The sequence below is a fragment of the Pseudomonas sp. BW7P1 genome (assembly GCF_024981055.1).
Classification (GTDB): Bacteria; Pseudomonadota; Gammaproteobacteria; order Pseudomonadales; family Pseudomonadaceae; genus Aquipseudomonas; species Aquipseudomonas bananamidigenes.
This window is the reverse complement of the sequence record NZ_CP103374.1, coordinates 139,550-153,301: the sequence shown is the minus strand read 5'-3', so window position 1 is coordinate 153,301 and position 13,752 is coordinate 139,550. Positions and strand designations below refer to the sequence as shown.

The 13,752-nt window shown below is 59.5% G+C and carries 16 protein-coding genes; 6 read left to right on the top strand and 10 right to left on the bottom strand.

Going from position 1 to position 13,752, the window contains the following annotated elements:
- Window positions 1-2 precede the first annotated feature (2 nt).
- From NWV16_RS00725 to folE2, 3 genes are read right to left on the bottom strand one after another with little or no spacing between them, the layout of a single operon-like run.
- Window positions 3-869: a metal ABC transporter permease gene (locus NWV16_RS00725; protein WP_260521593.1), complete on the bottom strand. Its 867-nt coding sequence runs from the start codon at window positions 867-869 to the stop codon at window positions 3-5.
- On the bottom strand, window positions 869-1,537 hold the full coding sequence (locus NWV16_RS00720; RefSeq protein WP_260521592.1) for a metal ABC transporter ATP-binding protein: 669 nt from the start codon (window positions 1,535-1,537) through the stop codon (window positions 869-871). Before NWV16_RS00720 ends, NWV16_RS00725 begins: the two co-directional genes overlap by 1 nt.
- Entirely contained in the window at window positions 1,534-2,430 is an 897-nt protein-coding gene (gene folE2, locus NWV16_RS00715; RefSeq protein WP_260521591.1) for a GTP cyclohydrolase FolE2, read from the bottom strand. The genes NWV16_RS00720 and folE2 overlap by 4 nt, the downstream gene beginning before the upstream one ends.
- An 84-nt stretch (window positions 2,431-2,514) precedes the next feature.
- Between folE2 and NWV16_RS00710 the strand changes: the two genes are divergently transcribed.
- The gene (locus NWV16_RS00710; protein WP_260521590.1) at window positions 2,515-3,714 is read left to right on the top strand and encodes an N-acetylmuramoyl-L-alanine amidase; all 1,200 of its coding nucleotides are present in this window, start codon (window positions 2,515-2,517) and stop codon (window positions 3,712-3,714) included.
- On the opposite strand, the gene NWV16_RS00705 is transcribed toward NWV16_RS00710, so the two are convergent.
- On the bottom strand, window positions 3,711-4,085 hold the full coding sequence (locus NWV16_RS00705; RefSeq protein ID WP_260521589.1) for a glutamine synthetase: 375 nt from the start codon (window positions 4,083-4,085) through the stop codon (window positions 3,711-3,713). The two genes, NWV16_RS00710 and NWV16_RS00705, sit on opposite strands and share 4 nt — an antisense overlap.
- A 215-nt stretch (window positions 4,086-4,300) precedes the next feature.
- Here NWV16_RS00705 and zigA point away from each other — a divergent pair, with 215 nt between their 5' ends.
- Together zigA and NWV16_RS00695 are read left to right on the top strand one after the other, a co-directional pair.
- Complete coding sequence (gene zigA / locus NWV16_RS00700; protein ID WP_260521588.1) at window positions 4,301-5,506, top strand: zinc metallochaperone GTPase ZigA; 1,206 nt, start codon at window positions 4,301-4,303, stop codon at window positions 5,504-5,506.
- Entirely contained in the window at window positions 5,506-6,156 is a 651-nt protein-coding gene (locus NWV16_RS00695) for a DUF1826 domain-containing protein (protein WP_260521587.1), read from the top strand. The genes zigA and NWV16_RS00695 overlap by 1 nt, the downstream gene beginning before the upstream one ends.
- Window positions 6,157-6,160: 4 nt before the next feature.
- Here the strand turns inward: NWV16_RS00695 and NWV16_RS00690 are convergent, their stop codons facing one another.
- Window positions 6,161-6,517: an NADH:ubiquinone oxidoreductase gene (locus tag NWV16_RS00690; RefSeq protein WP_260521586.1), complete on the bottom strand. Its 357-nt coding sequence runs from the start codon at window positions 6,515-6,517 to the stop codon at window positions 6,161-6,163.
- 25 nt (window positions 6,518-6,542) lie between these two features.
- Between NWV16_RS00690 and NWV16_RS00685 the strand changes: the two genes are divergently transcribed.
- Window positions 6,543-7,514 carry a GTP-binding protein gene (locus NWV16_RS00685; RefSeq protein WP_260521585.1) on the top strand — a complete coding sequence of 324 codons (972 nt, stop codon included), beginning with the start codon at window positions 6,543-6,545 and terminating at the stop codon, window positions 7,512-7,514.
- A 1-nt stretch (window position 7,515) separates the two neighbouring features.
- On the opposite strand, the gene NWV16_RS00680 is transcribed toward NWV16_RS00685, so the two are convergent.
- Complete coding sequence (locus NWV16_RS00680; protein WP_260521584.1) at window positions 7,516-7,929, bottom strand: DUF3301 domain-containing protein; 414 nt, start codon at window positions 7,927-7,929, stop codon at window positions 7,516-7,518.
- 117 nt (window positions 7,930-8,046) lie between these two features.
- Here NWV16_RS00680 and pdxY point away from each other — a divergent pair, with 117 nt between their 5' ends.
- Entirely contained in the window at window positions 8,047-8,919 is an 873-nt protein-coding gene (gene pdxY, locus NWV16_RS00675; protein WP_260521583.1) for a pyridoxal kinase PdxY, read from the top strand.
- Between the two features lie 117 nt (window positions 8,920-9,036).
- Here the strand turns inward: pdxY and NWV16_RS00670 are convergent, their stop codons facing one another.
- Complete coding sequence (locus NWV16_RS00670; RefSeq protein ID WP_003229693.1) at window positions 9,037-9,519, bottom strand: acyl-CoA thioesterase; 483 nt, start codon at window positions 9,517-9,519, stop codon at window positions 9,037-9,039.
- A 282-nt stretch (window positions 9,520-9,801) separates the two neighbouring features.
- On the opposite strand from NWV16_RS00670, the gene NWV16_RS00665 reads away from it, so the two are divergent.
- Window positions 9,802-11,565 carry a cation:proton antiporter gene (locus NWV16_RS00665; protein ID WP_260521582.1) on the top strand — a complete coding sequence of 588 codons (1,764 nt, stop codon included), beginning with the start codon at window positions 9,802-9,804 and terminating at the stop codon, window positions 11,563-11,565.
- Window positions 11,566-11,586: 21 nt separating this feature from the next.
- Here the strand turns inward: NWV16_RS00665 and NWV16_RS00660 are convergent, their stop codons facing one another.
- From NWV16_RS00660 to NWV16_RS00650, 3 genes are all read right to left on the bottom strand, one after another.
- Complete coding sequence (locus tag NWV16_RS00660; protein ID WP_260521581.1) at window positions 11,587-11,994, bottom strand: SMI1/KNR4 family protein; 408 nt, start codon at window positions 11,992-11,994, stop codon at window positions 11,587-11,589.
- A gap of 137 nt (window positions 11,995-12,131) precedes the next feature.
- Window positions 12,132-13,007 carry a Tim44 domain-containing protein gene (locus NWV16_RS00655; protein WP_065260888.1) on the bottom strand — a complete coding sequence of 292 codons (876 nt, stop codon included), beginning with the start codon at window positions 13,005-13,007 and terminating at the stop codon, window positions 12,132-12,134.
- Between the two features lie 175 nt (window positions 13,008-13,182).
- Window positions 13,183-13,623 (bottom strand): EamA family transporter, encoded by a 441-nt coding sequence (locus tag NWV16_RS00650; protein WP_260521580.1) that lies wholly within the window; start codon window positions 13,621-13,623, stop codon window positions 13,183-13,185.
- Window positions 13,624-13,752: the final 129 nt, after the last annotated feature.

Genomic DNA, 13,752 nt, shown 5'->3' with positions numbered 1-13,752 from the left:
CCTCATTGGGATGTGAACAAGGGTGGGTGACGCAGCAGGCCATGAACCGGCCCGAGCACGACGGACAGCAGGTAACCGATGCCTGCGACCAGCACGATGGCCGGGCCGCTGGGCAACGAGTAATAGAACGACAGCAGCAGCCCGAACCACACCGACAGGCAACCGATCACGGCGGCAATGCTGATCAGGATCGGCAGGCGTCGGCTCCAGAAACGTGAAGCGGCGGCAGGCAGCATCATCAGTCCGACCACCATCAACGCGCCGATGGCCTGAAATCCGATAACCAGGTTGAACACCACCAGCGTCAGGAACACCCCATGGGCGATCGGGCCGAGTCGGCTGACGGTGCGCAAAAAAGTCGGGTCGAGGGTGTCGAGCAGGAGCGGGCGGTAGATCAGTGCAATAGCCATCAGACTTAGCAGCGACACGCCCAGCATTCCGTTCAGGGTGGGACCGTCGACGGCCAATGCCGAACCGAACAACAAGTGCAGCAGGTCGAGCCGTTTGCCGGCGATGCCCAGAATCAGCACGCCGCTGGCCAGGGAGATCGGATAGATCGCTGCGAGGCTGGCGTCTTCGCGCAGGCCGGTACGACGGGTTATCCATGCGGAGAGACCTGCCATGCTGAGGCCGGCGCCGAGGCCGCCGAGGGTCAGCGCGGGAAGGCTCAGGCCGGCAAACCAGAAGCCAAGTGCGGCGCCGGGAAGGATGCCGTGGGCTACGGCGTCGCCGATCAGGCTCATGCGTCGCAGGATCAGAAACACACCCAGTGGTGCGGTGCTGCATGCCAGCAGCAGACCGCCGAGCAGGGCGCGGCGCATGAACACGAACTCAAGAAACGGTTGCCAGAAATGCGCAGCGCTGAGCATCAGGCCACCTGCACGTCAGGTGTTTGCTGGATCAGTTCGACACTGGGGCCGAACACGCAGCCGCTGTTTTTGATCAGCAGCGTTTGTGGAATGTGTTGGCGGACGGCGGCGAGGTCGTGGCACACCATGACCAGTGTCCGGCCCTGCTCATGCCAGGTATGAAGGTGTTTCCACAGTAGTGCCTGGCCCAGTTCATCGAGCGCCGCGTGGGGTTCGTCGAGCAGCAGCAAGGGTGAGTCGGCCAGGCTCAATCGAGCGAGCAGGGCGCGTTGCAGTTCACCGCCGGAGAGCGCCATCAGCGGACGCTGTTCCAGACCGCTCAAGTGCCAGGCTTCAAGTGCCTGGGACAATCGTTGTGTGCGCAGTCGCGACGACAGTCGGCGTCCCCAGAAACCGGCGGCGACCAGTTCCTGAAGACTGATCGGGAATTGGCGATCCAGGTGCTGTTGCTGGGGGAGGAATGACAGACCACTTTGGCGAGGCACGCCCAGCGCTACGGTGCCGGCGAGCGGTCGCTGCAATCCGGTGATGACTTTGAGCAGGCTGCTTTTCCCGCTTCCGTTCACCCCGATGATCGCGGTGAGACTGCCGCGTTCCAGTTCAAGGCTCAGCGGTGGTGTGAGCGGTTGGCCGGGTGCGCCCCAACTCAATGACTGCAAACGGATCATGCTGTCTCCCGGCTCCAGTAGCTTTCAGCAACTGCATCGTGGGCGTGAAGGCTTTCAGCGTGGATCACCCGTAGATGGAATTCGCGGATGCCGGGTGAGCGACGCAGTGCCAGATTCAAGCGTCGAGCGGCGTCTTCGCAGAACATCAGGTTCTGGCCATTGGCGAGGGCAAAGGCTTGTTCGTCGGCGCGTTTTACCGCGGTTTGCACAGCGGTGCCGAGAGCGGCTTCGGCGTCGTTGATGGTTGAGGTGAGCGGTAGCCCGTCGACGAACTCTTCGAGCTGCAGATGCAGTTGTGCAGTGCTGCGCTGGCTGTGAGGGGTCGCGATGATCCCATGAGTCGAGCCCAGCCAGGCGAGGACCTCAGCATGTTGCAATGGTTTGTTGGCAAAGTCGTCGACGAATTGCTGCTGGATCAATTGCCTCGCCAGAGCGGCCGAGCAGGGGCAAGTCGATGAGTAAGCCACTTCAATTTTCAGTTCCACGTGGAACACTGTGTTTTTCAGCGTGGCTGAAATGCTCACCGGGTAGGTTTTCCAACCGGTCAACGGACTGACCAACGCAGGTCTTTTGAGCAGCAGATCGGTATGGATATTCAGGTAAGCGCTGTTAGCCAAGCCTTCATGGGTGTCGAGAAAACGCTGCAGAACCTGGTGCAAAAGTCCCGGCGTCAGATTTTGCTGTTCCAGCATTTCCAGCGCCAAATACAGTCGTGACATGTGAATGCCACGGGCTTCGCCGTCATCCAGGCTGACACCCGCATCGGCTTTGGCAGCCAAGCGCTGGCCTTCGAAAAATACAGGTAGAGCGATGCCACGCATTCCCACCCAATCAAGCGGCAAGGCTTGGCGGGCAGCTTGCGCGGCGATATCCGGCAACGTCAGCGCATTCATGTTCAGTACCATCGTGTTGATTGGTTTTAATGTTACATTATAACAAATCAAACCACGATGCCTTTTTCATGAATGGGCTTTCTCATGCACAGACGTCATTTGCTTAACCTGATGTTGGCCAGCGCTGCACTGGCTTTTCCTTTCAGCGTCAATGCCACGCAGATTCGTAACGCTCGCCTTTGGCGTTCGGATGACAAGCTCCGTCTGGTCTTTGATTTGAGTGGGCCGGTGACTTACAAGACGTTCACATTGAGCGCGCCTGATCGTTTGATCATTGATCTGAGTGGTTCCAGTTTGAACGGGGATTTCAGTCAGCTGGCGCTCAGCGAAACGGTTATTCGCAGCATCCGTTCCGGGCACTTTGGAAAGGGTGACACGCGTATCGTTCTGGATTTGAATCACCCCGTCCAACTGAATGCTTTCCTGTTGGCGCCTCAGGATGGGCAGGGGCATCGCCTGGTTCTGGATCTTTTGAGCGATGAAAAAGTGTCCAAGCCAAGTGTTCCACGTGAAACGCCGGCGAAAACCAGTCACCCAAAACGCGACATCATTGTCGTGGTGGACCCCGGCCATGGCGGCAAAGATCCTGGGGCAGTCGGTGCAAAGGGCGAGCGTGAGAAAGACGTTGTGCTCTCGATTTCGCAACTTCTCGCACGTCGATTGAAACGGGAAAAAGGCTTCGAAGTGAAACTCGTGCGTAATGACGACTTCTTCGTACCGTTGCGCAAGCGGGTCGATATCGCCCGTCAACACAAGGCCGACATGTTCATCTCGATTCACGCGGATGCTGCGCCGCGTCTGACAGCTTCCGGCGCTTCGGTGTATTGCCTGTCTGAAGGAGGTGCAACATCCGCCACGGCGCGCTTTATGGCGCAGCGTGAGAACGGTGCAGATTTGCTTGGAGCGACGAGCCTGCTGACCCTCAAGGACAAAGATCCAATGCTCGCTGGCGTGATCCTCGATATGTCGATGAATGCCACCATTGCCGCCAGTTTACAGTTGGGCAGCACAGTCCTGGGAAGCCTGGCTGGCATCACTACGTTGCATCAAAAGCGCGTGGAACAGGCGGGGTTTGCGGTGCTGAAGTCACCTGATGTGCCATCCATTCTCGTGGAGACAGGGTTCATTTCCAACGCGCGGGACAGTCAGCGACTGGTTACGGCGCGCCATCAACAGGCAGTTGCCGATGGATTGTTTGAGGGATTACAGCGCTATTTTCAGAAAAATCCACCGGCTGACAGCTATATCGCCTGGCAGCAAGACCAGCAACAGATGCGCGTCTAGCAGCCAGTAATTCGACTGCAGGTGAACTTTGCGCTGCTTCCGCCGGAGCTGGAAAAACGGTTGATTGTCGTCCAGCCCACCCGGCGGTTGTAGCCGACCCAGGTTTCGCCGTCCGAGGCGATCCCGGTGAAGAACGTCAATTGCCCGTAAACGCTATTGGTTTGAGCCCAATAGCGCCGGCCGATCTTGTCGAAACCGCGCAGATAAATCGTCTTGCCGGCCGTGTTGACACTGTAGGCGCTGCCATCGGCATCGACACACGACAGCAGGTTCGCGCTCCGTGTGCAGGCGGCAAGTCCCGGGGCTTGTGCCCATGCATCAGAGATCATCAACGCCAAAGCAAGCAGTGAGAGTTTCAGCGCAGTTTTCATGAGACGACTCGCAGCGAAGTGTTTTCAGCTTCCGGCCCTTTGTCATTTCCGGCAAGAAGAATGTGGATCTTTGATATTGTTATACTATAACATATTTTTGATCGAGCTTTCCGTGGCGCCCTGTTTACAAGCGTCTGCTGCTTCATTGACGCCCGAGAGCGCCTGCCGCCGAGAGCATTTTCTGCGTTTAGCTACCGCTTGAAGAGGTTTATCCCATGTCTTCTAAACTTCCCGTGACCGTCTTGTCCGGTTTTCTCGGCGCCGGAAAAAGTACACTTTTGAATTACGTACTACGTAACAGGGACGATCTGCGTGTAGCTGTCATCGTCAACGATATGAGCGAAATCAATATCGATGGCGGCGAAGTCAGGCGGAATGTCGACCTGAACCGCGCAGAAGAAAAGCTCGTCGAAATGAGCAACGGTTGCATCTGCTGTACGCTACGCGAAGATCTTCTGGAGGAAGTGGCGAAGCTGGCCCGGGAAAACCGATTCGATTATCTGCTGATCGAATCCACCGGGATCTCCGAACCGTTGCCGATAGCCGAAACCTTCACCTTTCGCGACGAGCAGGGGCAAAGCCTGGCCGACATCGCTCGCCTCGACACCATGGTCACTGTAGTCGACGGTTTGAATTTCCTGCCTGATTTCCAGGCGGCCGAGAGCCTGGCCTCCCGGGGTGAAATGCTCGCAGAAGAGGATGAGCGTTCGATCACCGATCTGTTGATCGAACAGATCGAGTTCGCCGACGTTCTGCTGATCAGCAAGATCGATTTGATCAGTCGCAGCGAGCGGGAAGAGCTGATGGCGATCCTCAGGCGGCTGAACGCCAACGCCGAGATCATCCCGATGGTGATGGGGGAAGTACCGCTGAAAAAGATCCTCAATACCCGTCGCTTCGACTTCGACAGGGCAGCGACGGCACCGGGTTGGCTCCAGGAGCTGCGTGGCGCGCACGTGCCGGAAACCGACGAATATGGCATCGCCTCCACGGCCTATCGGGCGCGCCGTCCCTTCCACCCACAGCGTTTTTTCGACTTCATCGCCAGCCCTTGGATGAACGGCAAACTGCTGCGCTCCAAAGGCTACTTCTGGCTGGCAAGTAAACCCACGGATGCCGGCAGCTGGTCCCAGGCCGGCGGTTTGATGCGCCACGGTTTCGCTGGGCGCTGGTGGCGCTTTGTGCCGAAGAATCAGTGGCCGCAGGACCAGGAAAGTACCGCGGCGATCATGGAAAACTGGACCGCCAGTGTAGGAGACTGCCGTCAGGAGCTGGTGTTTATCGGTCAGAACATCGATTTCGCACAACTCGAATCAGCCCTGGACGACTGCCTGTTGACCGATGCGGAGATGGCGCTCGGGATTGAAGGCTGGCGATTGCTGGCCGATCCGTTTGGCTCCTGGCATGAAGAGGTCGCGTGATGCTTGCGCTCCAACCGCGGCAAAACGGAACACGCCATCAAGTCTTCGGCCCGACCCCGCAAACACTCGCGAGCATTCTTGAGGATGAAATCAACCTCGCCGTCTGGCAGCGCCAGCTTCCGCTTCACGTCGCTGAATTTGCGAGCTTATTGCTCTCGCTGGATGAACCTTATGCCGAAGCGCTGAGCCTTGAATTGCCCGATGAAGACAGCGAACCGGACCTGAGCGGCCTGGCCAGCGAATACCGTGATCTGGAAGGTCATGAAGGGTTTATCGCTGACCTGAGATGGTTGACCGGCGCCTTCGCGTGCCTGCTCGGCGCCCGACGGATCGGCTTGCGGTTGCGTGTGCTGGACAAGGCCATGTGCCCGCGTTTTCACGTTGACCATGTGCCTGTCAGGCTGATCACCACCTACGCGGGCATTGGCAGCGAGTGGCTGAAGGAAGGAGAAATGGATCGCCGGCAACTGGGAAAACCGCTCGCTGAACCGCAGGAAAAATCGCGGATTCAACAGCTGACGAGCGGTGAAGTGGCGTTGCTCAAAGGAGAGAAGTGGCATGGCAACGAAGGGTTCGGCCTGATCCATCGCTCACCGAAACCGGCGCCGGGTGAACGGCGTCTGGTGCTGACCCTCGACTGGTTGGGCTGAAGGCTCAAGGCTTGAGCCAGTTACCCTGGCCCTGGTTTTCGCAGTACGGCTTCAAATACATCGCATCGGTGGCCACGCCGTAATAGTGGATATCCTGGCGATAAGGCATATTGGCGACGTGCGCGTTGCTGCACACGCCAAACGCCCCGGCGGGGCACTGATCGACGTATTGCACGTCGACTGTCTGCCCCGCCAACGTGGGTTGGCAGAAGCCGTCATTGAACAGTTTCTCCGGGATGTTGCGGTTCTGTTGGCAGACCTTCACGTCGAGGCGTTCCGCCTGGCTGTGCACCACACACGCCTGTGCCAGAGCTTCGCCCGACACCAGCGCCAGCAGCAACGACCATCCCATCCACCGCATTCCCGACCTCCAGAAATCCTTGATCATGTTGCAGAACATTCCCACCCATGTCATCGCAGGCCCTTTGGGCGCCGGCAAGACCAGCCTGATCCGCCAGCTCATGACACAGCGACCGGCCGATGAGCGCTGGGCTGTGCTGATCAACGAGTTCGGCCAGATCGGCATCGATGCTGCACTGTTGACCCGGGACGCCGATGGTATCGCACTGGGCGAAGTCGCCGGGGGCTGTTTGTGTTGTGTGAATGGCGCACCGTTTCAGATCGGATTGGGACGACTGCTGCGCAAGGCTCAGCCGGACCGTCTGTTTATCGAGCCTTCCGGACTCGGGCACCCGGCGACATTGATGCAGCAACTGCGTGATGCGCCATGGCGAGGCGTTCTTGCGGTTCAACCCAGTGTGCTGGTACTGGACGCTCAGGCGCTGGCGGCAGGCAAGGTACTACCGCCAGCGCAACGGGAGGCGATTCCGAATGCCGGTTTGCTGGTGTTGAACAAGGCGGAAAACCTCGATAAGCCTGCGCGAGAGCGGATCGCCCGCCAGCTGCCATCCGCCCGGTTGGTCTGGACGCAACAGGCGTCGTTGCCACTGAGTGAGCTGCCTGGAGTCAAGGAACAGGCGCAGACAGGTGTGGATAAGTTCGTCGTTCCCAAGGGGCCGGCGCAGATGCCGACCGTCTGGAGCGATCCGGCTTTGCCGATCTGCCTGAGCCAGGCGCAGGAGGGCGGCTGGAGCATCGGCTGGCGCTGGCACCCCGGCCAGACGTTTGACGTGATTCGCATCACTCAGTGGCTCGAATCCGTGAACTGGCGTCGGGCGAAGCTGGTTATCCACAGTCTGACTGGTTGGGAATCTGCCAATGCCCTGGATAACGCCAAACTGGAATGGCGGCCCAGCGAGTGGCGCAAAGACTCACGGATCGAGCTGATTTTCGACCAGCCGCAGAGGATCGACGAATTACAGAGGGCATTGGCCGGCTGTCGGATTCAAGCGGTGTAGCTCAAGGCTTCCACTTGGTGTGCTCCTGGCGCCACTGGCTCAGCTCGATGACTTGTGCGCTTGGCTTGGCCACTTCTACCACCGGCAGCGTGTCGTCGAACGGTGCCGGGTAGGGCGCCAGCTCGATCTGCACGCTGTGGGGGCCGAACTGGGTGATGCTGCCGTTGTGACGGGTTTCGCCGGTCACGGTGAATTCGAAGTTGTAGACCCGCGCCAGACGACGCCGACCGCTTGCATCCTTGATGAAACCGATCTTCTTCAACGCCACGTTGCCGTCGAGCAGTTCGACGCCGACATTCACGCAGTGCTGCTTGACCCGTTCCAGCGCCCGTTCACGCAGGCCGTGGTTGTGCCACAGCCACGCGCCGGCAACGGCGAACAGCATCAGCACGAAAATGTTTTCCAGGGTCAGCATCAACGAAAAACTCCAAAAGTTGGCGTCAGCTTAACTGCGTCGCCGGTCTGTCGTACAGGCTGCGTTTCGTCGCATACTGCGCGGCTTGAATTTCAATCGTTTTACGGAAAAACCCGAATGAAACGTACGCCTCATCTGCTCGCCATCCAGTCCCATGTGGTGTTCGGCCACGCCGGCAACAGCGCTGCGGTTTTTCCGATGCAGCGGGTCGGGGTCAATGTCTGGCCGCTCAACACCGTGCAGTTTTCCAACCATACCCAGTACGGCCAGTGGGCCGGGGAAGTGCTGGCACCACAGCGGATTCCGGAACTGGTCGAGGGCATCGCGGCCATCGGTGAGCTGGGCAATTGCGACGCGGTGCTGTCAGGCTATTTAGGCAGTGCGGCACAGGGACGGGCGATTCTCAGTGGCATCGAACGGATCAAGGCGGCCAATCCCAAAGCCTTGTACCTGTGCGATCCGGTGATGGGGCATCCGGAGAAGGGTTGCAGCGTGCCGGCCGAGGTCAGCGATTTCCTGCTCGACGAAGCCGCGGCGGTCGCAGACTTCATGTGTCCGAACCAGTTGGAGCTGGATAGCTTTTCCGGGCGCAAGCCTCAGTCGCTGTTTGATTGCCTGGCCATGGCGCAGGCGCTGCTGGCTCGCGGACCGAAAGCGGTGCTGGTCAAACATCTGGATTACCCGGGTAAGCCGGCGGATGGCTTCGAGATGTTGTTGGTGACGGCCGAGGGCAATTGGCATCTGCGGCGGCCACTGTTGGCGTTTCCGCGTCAGCCGGTAGGAGTGGGCGACCTGACGTCCGGCCTGTTCCTGGCCCGGGTGCTGCTTGGCGACACCCTGCTGGCGGCGTTTGAATTCACGGCGGCAGCGGTGCATGAAGTGCTGCTGGAAACCCAGGCCTGCGCCAGTTATGAGCTGCAACTGGTGCGGGCGCAGGACCGGATTACGCATCCGCGCGTGAAGTTCGAGGCCACGCCGATCAGTCTGTAAGACCGCGTTGCCCTCATTCGCGAGCAAACCCGCTCCCACATTTGGAATGCGTTCCTCCTGTGGGAGCGGGCTTGCTCGCGAAAACTATCGACAGAGCGCCAGAGATCGAAGGGCTGATCAGGCGTCGCCCTTGATTTCCTGATAGCGCTTTTCCAGCTCCTGGCGAATCTGCCGGCGTTGCTGGGCCTGCATGTAGCGGCGCTTGTCTTCGCTGTTCTGCGGCTGCAATGGCGGCACGGCAGCCGGCTTGCGCTGATCGTCCACGGCGACCATGGTGAAGAAGCAGCTATTGGTGTGGCGTACCGAGCGTTCGCGGATGTTTTCGGTGACCACTTTGATACCGACTTCCATCGAGGTATTGCCGGTGTAGTTGACTGACGCCAGGAACGTTACCAGTTCGCCGACATGGATCGGCTCGCGGAAAATCACCTGGTCCACCGACAGGGTCACCACGTAGCGGCCGGCATAACGGCTGGCGCAGGCGTAGGCCACTTCGTCGAGGTATTTGAGCAGGGTGCCGCCGTGGACATTGCCAGAGAAGTTGGCCATGTCGGGGGTCATCAGTACCGTCATCGACAGCTGGGCGTTTCCGGGTTCCATAACGTTCTCACGGGTCAAGGCAGGTTGCTGGAAGATGCACCTCTGCGGGTGCCTGGTCGCTTTTCAAAAGCACCGTTATCGGGACGCCGGGCGACTGGTCGCCGTCACGCTTGGGTCGATCTGTTTCCATATATTGCACCGCCTTTCAGCCGGAAGTCGCGGTGTTACCCTGCAAAAGCCCACCCCAAGGGCGATTCCTGCACCAAAAGCGGATTTTTACCCAGCTCGCCCAGGCATTTCTCACCCTGTGTCGCGGGCATCGTCATTCAAGGAGCCCACGCCATGCATGCCATCAGCTTCATTCAGGATCTGGCAGTGATCATGTTGGTCGCAGGCGTGGTGACCGTGCTGTTTCATCGTTTCAAACAGCCGGTGGTGCTCGGTTACATCGTCGCCGGCTTCATCATTGGCCCGCACACCCCGCCGTTCGGCCTGATTCACGACGAAGAGACCATCAAGACCCTCGCGGAGCTGGGCGTGATTTTCCTGATGTTCTGCCTGGGGCTGGAATTCAGTCTGCGCAAGCTGTTCAAGGTGGGCGCCACGGCGTTTATCGCGGCGTTCCTGGAAATCATCCTGATGATCTGGATCGGCTACGAAATCGGCCGCTGGTTCGACTGGAACACCATGGATTCGCTGTTCCTGGGCGCGATCCTGGCCATTTCCTCGACGACCATCATCGTCAAGGCGCTCAACGACCTGAAGATGAAAAACGAGCGCTTCGCCCAGTTGATCTTCGGCGTGCTGATCGTCGAAGACATTCTCGGCATCGGCATCATCGCCCTGTTGTCGAGTATCGCGGTCAGCGGCACGGTGAGTTCCGGGGAAGTGTTTTCAACGGTCGGCAAACTCTCATTGTTCATGATCGTCGCGCTGGTCATCGGGATACTGCTGGTGCCGCGCTTGCTGGCTTATGTAGCGAAATTCGAAAGTAACGAGATGCTGCTGATCACCGTGCTCGGGCTGTGTTTCGGCTTCTGCCTGCTGGTGGTCAAGCTCGAGTACAGCATGGTACTCGGCGCGTTCCTGATCGGCGCGATCATGGCCGAGTCACGGCAATTGTTGAAGATCGAGCGCCTGATAGAGCCGGTTCGCGACCTGTTCAGTGCCATCTTTTTCGTTGCCATCGGCTTGATGCTGGATCCGATGATCCTTTTGCAATACGCGTGGCCGATTGCGGTGATCACCGTCGCCGTGGTGCTGGGCAAGATGCTGTCCTGCGGCCTCGGGGCGTTTATCGCCGGCAATGACGGACGCACCTCACTGCGAGTCGGGATGGGTCTTTCGCAGATTGGCGAATTCTCCTTCATCATCGCGGCGCTGGGCATGACGTTGCAGGTCACCAGCCATTTTCTCTACCCGGTCGCCGTGGCGGTTTCGGTCATCACTACGTTGCTGACGCCCTACCTGATCCGCGCAGCCGATCCGTTGTCGATCAAGCTGTCGGCCGCCATGCCAAAACGTCTGGGTCGGGTATTCGGGATGTACGGCGAATGGTTGCGCAGCATCCAGCCGCAGGGCGAAGGCGCGATGCTGGCGTCGATGATCCGGCGGATTCTGCTGCAGGTCGGGGTCAATCTGGCGCTGGTGATCGCGATCTTCTTTGCCGGTGCGTTCTTTGCCGGGCGCCTTTCGACGTGGCTGCAGGACTGGATCAGCGATCCCAGCTGGCAGAAAGCGTTGATCTGGGGTGGGGCATTGCTGTTGTCTCTGCCGTTCCTGATTGCGGCGTATCGCAAGCTCAAGGCGCTGTCGATGCTGCTGGCGGAGATGGGCGTGAAGCCGGAGATGGCGGGGCGACACACACAGCGAGTGCGACGGGTGATCGCCGAAGTGATCCCGATCCTCTCGCTGCTGGTGATTTTCCTGCTGCTGGCAGCCTTGTCGGCCAGTATCTTGCCGACCAACAAGTTGCTGGTGCTGGTCGCCGTGGTCGCGGCCGCCGTGGCGGCGCTGCTCTGGCGCTGGTTCATCCGGGTGCACACGCGGATGCAGGTGGCCTTGCTGGAAACCCTCGACAATCATAAGGAGTCGTCGGGGCATTGACCCGGCGGGGCGGCTGGCGGCTCAGCTTTCCAGCCAGACGTCCCGGGCCCAGTGCCAGACCGATTCCCAGGACTCTTCGGTGATCAGCTCTTCTTCGCCGGACCACAGCACCACGGTGCCGTCTTCTTCGACGCAGTAGTAGTTGTCGCCGTCCTGGCAGATCGGGATCAGATCGCGCGGTACGCCGGCATCCCAGGCGTTGGCCGCCACCTCCGGCAGATAGGTGTGGGACTGCGGGTCGGTGACGGTCACCGGCTCCAGGCTGCCATAGACCACATCGCTGACGGTCAGCAGGAACTCCTTGAAGACGAACGGGATGTTGATGAAGAGCTCTTCTTCGATTTCCACCAGCTGATCTTCATCAGGCAGCTCCAGTGGAACGGGCACGGGTTCGTTGGCTTCGCGCAGTTGTTCGATGATTTCTTCCACGTCCGGGATCCTCTTGCTTGAATGGCGCGGTGTATATGGGCCGGTTTATACAGTAGCTCGCTATAGATGCAACCGCGAAATAGAAAACCCCGGCCTGGGCCGGGGTTTGCTTTGCTGCATCTTTGACGTCGAAGGGATCAGCCGTTCTGGCGGATACCGGCGACCAGCCAAGGCTGGTTTTCGCCTTGAGGACGTTCCATGTTCCAGCTTTCGCTGAACGTTTCTCCCTGGTCGAAACGCGAGGTTTTCGACACGCCGCTGAAGGTCAGGGTGGCGATGGTCTTGTCCGCCCGATCATCCACGCCATCCAGCTGTACCTGAAGGTTGTCGATGTAGGTGGACTGGAAGCCGTCACCCAGATCGGCACGCTCACGCTTGAGGAACTCAAGCATTTGCGGGGTCACGAACTCGGCGATCTTGTCCATTTCGTTGGCATCCCAGTGCTGCTGCAGCGCCTGGAAGTGGCTGCGGGCGGCCTCGAGGAAGCGCTGCTCGTTGAACCAGGCCGGCGCGTTGATCACCGGACGGGCGGCAACCGGAGCGGCCGACCCGCCGAAGATCGAACCCATGGCGGCAGGTTTCTGCTCGAACACTTCACGCTGCATCGGTGCGCCGGCCGGAGCGAACTGCTCCTGCTGCTTGCGGCGACGAGCGGCGATGAAGCGGAAGATCACGAACGCGATCACGGCCATGATCAGGATGTCGAAGAACTGCATGCCCTGGAAGCCGCCGCCCATGAACATGGACGCCAGCAGGCCACCGGCGGCGATGCCGGCCAGAGGGCCGAGCCATTTCGAAGCGCCGCCGGCCTTGGCAGCAGCGCCTGCGGCACCGGCAGCTCCGGCGGTCGCAGCCGCGCCGCCCATGGCTGGAGAAGAAGGAGCCATCTGGCTGGTCTGGTGCGTCGGCGCAGCGCCGGCGCTTTTGCCACCACCGAAGCGCTTGGCGTTGGCGTCGAGGCTCATCGTCAGGCCGATGCACAACGCCATGGCGATGCTAAGAAAACGTTTCATAAAGGGAATTCCCGTTTGTGGAGACACGCGCGCCATGTTGCACAGCTGAAGTGTCACTGGCTAGCGAGAGAGTGTTTCGGGCTTTTGCCTGACAGGTTACGTTCAGCTCGGTCGAGGCAATAAGACCATGTACTTTTGTCTGTAGGAAAAGGATGTAGGTTCAGTGGGAGATTGATCAGCGTTTAAGCGCCAGCATCACCACGCCTGCCGTGATCAAGCCGATGCCACCCCATTGGCGCAGGTCGAGTTTCTCGCCCAGCAGGATCACGCCGAGCACGGCCACCAGTACCACGCTGAGCTTGTCCACCGGAGCGACCAGCGAAGCCGGCCCGACTTTCAATGCACGGAAATAGCACAGCCACGAGGCCCCGGTACCCAGCCCCGACAACAGCAGGAACAAATAGCTTTTGGCAGTGATCGATCCCAGAGACTGATATTGGCCCGTGGCGTACAAAATCAAGGCCAGGCTGACCAGTACCACGATTGTTCGCAGCAGGGTGGCGAAGTCGGAATTGACGTTTTCGATGCCCACCTTGGCGAAGATCGCCGTCAGCGCGGCGAAGGTGGCCGAGAGCAGGGCCCAGAATGTCCAGGAAGAAAAGAAGCCTGAGCCCATGGATAACGCCCCGTTGTCTGAATGGTGACATGAACCCTGCTCGCGATGGCCGCACCGTGGTTTATCGGGTAAACCGCGGCGCTTCGATTCGCGAGCTGGCTCGCTCCCACAGCACAGCAAAACCGGATT